The sequence below is a fragment of the Streptomyces sp. NPDC019890 genome (assembly GCF_044903445.1).
Classification (GTDB): Bacteria; Actinomycetota; Actinomycetes; order Streptomycetales; family Streptomycetaceae; genus Streptomyces.
The window spans coordinates 1-2583 of the sequence record NZ_JBJDQK010000070.1; the positions used below are offsets into that span (position 1 = coordinate 1).

Consider the following 2583-nt stretch of genomic DNA (forward strand, 5'->3'; position numbering starts at 1 on the left):
CGCCACCCCCGGTTCGGCCCCCCGCTTTGGGGGGGGGGCCGGTGCCCCCCCCCGGGCCCCCCCGCTCCATGCTGACTCAACCGTGACCGGCGGATGGTCGGCGAGGCGGGTCAGGCTCCGGCGATGCGCCGCCGAAGCTCGACCTTCCTGACCTTCCCCGTAAGGGTCTTGGGCAGTGCATCGACGATTTCCAGCTGTTCCGGGAGGAAGCGCGGATCTTGGCCGCGGCCCAGCAGGTGCTCCCGGATCTCCTCGAGCCCGGGCCGGGCACCGTCGCGGGGTACGACGACGGCCACGATGCGGTCGTCCGTCTGTCCGGTGGGGCCGACCAGCGTTACCTCGGCCACGTCCGGGTGCGAGGAGAGGATCGCCTCCAACTCGGCCATGGGTACGACGACGCCGTCGCGCAGGATGGCGTCCTTGGCCCGGCCCAGGACGCGGATGCCGCCGCGGCCGTCGACTCGCGCCACGTCCCCGGTGTCGAACCAGCCGTCCGCGGTCAGCTCGGCGTCGAAGGCGTCCTGATTCCTGTAGTAGCCCAGCGCCTGAGAGGCGCCGCGCACCCGCAGCCGGCCCACCTGGGCACGTTTGTCGGAGTTGGCGCACAGATCGATGCGGATCTCCATGGCATCGATCTGTCGGCCGTGACTGTGCGCGGCCCAGTCCTGGTCGTAGTCGAGCCGGCTGATGGTCACCGGACCGAATTCGGACATGCCCCATACGGAGTACGTGGACGTATCGAAGCTGTCGCGCAGCTCGTCCACGAGCTCCTGGAGCACCGGTGCCGCCCCGGTGATGGTGTGGCGCAGGGTGGACACATCATGCCTGTCGGCCCGTTGGGCTGCCGCCGTGCCGGAGAGCGTGGGCGGCGGACCGTACAGCAAGGTGCCGCCGTACCGCTCCACCAGATCCAGCAGACTGGTGTGGTTCCGGCCGTCCTGGAAGGCGATCGTTCCGCCGAGCATCACCCCGGCGAGGATCCCTTGGCCGAAGCCGGAGTAGTGCACCAGCGGAGTGGTGACGATGGCCACAAGGTCGTCGCGGAGCAGGAACGTGTCGACGTAGCCGCGTACGCCCGAGTGGACGGTGTTCTGGCTGTGCACCACTCCCTTGGAGAAGCCGGTCGTACCGGAGGTGAACAACACCACGAACGGTTCATCAGGCCCGAGTGCGCGGCCCTCCAGATCACCCTTGCGCCGTTCTTCCCAGGGCACCGAGACGAAGTGGTCCTGGAAGTCGACCGCGCCTTCGGGAGCGCGGCCGCCGACCACCACCACGTGCTCCAGCGGCAGTTCGGAGCGCAGCGCGGTAAGGCTCCCGGCGAGCGGGTATCCCTGCCACTCGGGGACGGTGACGCACACCTTGGCCTCGGTGAGCACGAGGCGGTGACGCAGTTCCTCCTCCTGGCACTCCGGCGCGATCGGGCAGATGACAGCGCCGACGGCCATGCAGGCGAACATCAGCGGAACCATCTCCCACCGGTTGGGGAGCTGGACCGCGACGACGTCCCCCCGCCGGACACCCAGTTCGAGCAGTGCCCCGGCGAACCGGTCGGTCAGCCTTGCGAGTTCGGCGTAGTCAAGGGTGTCCGTACGGGCTTCGTCCAAGCGGCGCCCGGCGACGGCCAGTTTGCGCGGACGTATTCGGGCCTGCCGGCGAAGGTCGTCGAGGAATGTCTCGTCCCTCCACCATCCGCGCTGCCGGTACTCGCCCATGCGGTCCGCGGCCGACGCTGTGGCCAGGGAATCGGTGGTCGTCATCGCAGTTCCCCGCGTCGAACCGCGAGCAGCTCCGGCAGGGGGTCGCCGGCGCTCGCCGCGGCGATCTCCAGCAGGGCCTGGGTGTTCTGGCGCACGCGGTTGCCGATCCAGTCAAAGACCCACTCCTTACGCGCGTCCGCCGACAGGTCGAAGGGGACCACCCGGGTGACGGCCAGGGCGGCCGCCCCGGCCCCGCCGATGTTGGCGATGACGCCCGGCACGAGGGCGGCGCCCGCTGCCCTCGCCTTCTCCCTCGCCTCGGCGCTGGAGGCGAGGTTGGCGCCCTCGACGACCAGCCGGGCGCGCAGGCGGTGGGCGTTCTCGGCGTTCAGCGCGTGCTTCTGCGCCGCGAGGATCAGCAGGTCGGCGTCGACGTCGAGCCAGGCGTCCGGAGCGCTGGAGACGGTGACGCCCTGCGGAAGGCGGGAGCGGTCGATCCGCCCGAACTCGTCGGTGATCGCGGCGAGGCCGTCCACGGGCACCCGGTCCGCGCTGATGGTTCCGTCGATGTCGGCGACGCCCACGATGATGTGCCCGCGGTCCTGAAGGAACCGTGCGACGGACCGGCCCACCGCGCCGAAGCCCTGCACCACGACCCGGGCAGGCTCGGTGCGGCCGCTCGACTCCAGAGCGGTGACCGCGGCGACGCCGACGCCGTGCCCGGTGACGTCGATGAGCGGCTCGTAGTAGGTGCGCCAGTCGATCGGCATGTCGGGGGCGCCCAGCCGGTAGCGGGGGTCGTAGCCGGCCTGTTCGAAGAAGACGGCGCGGTCGGCGGGCGTGACGCCCATGTCGATGCCGAGGTGGATGCCGCCGTGCAGCA

The 2583-nt window shown here is 70.8% G+C and carries 2 protein-coding genes; both read right to left on the reverse strand.

Annotated elements, in window-relative coordinates; all coding sequences use genetic code 11:
* Nucleotides 1-110 precede the first annotated feature (110 nt).
* Nucleotides 111-1760, reverse strand: coding sequence for an AMP-binding protein (locus tag ACI2LP_RS34200; RefSeq protein WP_404728434.1), 1650 nt, complete (start codon nucleotides 1758-1760; stop codon nucleotides 111-113).
* Nucleotides 1757-2583: Glu/Leu/Phe/Val dehydrogenase (locus ACI2LP_RS34205; RefSeq protein WP_404728435.1), on the reverse strand; the 827-nt coding region annotated here is incomplete at its 5' end. The genes ACI2LP_RS34205 and ACI2LP_RS34200, both read right to left, overlap by 4 nt.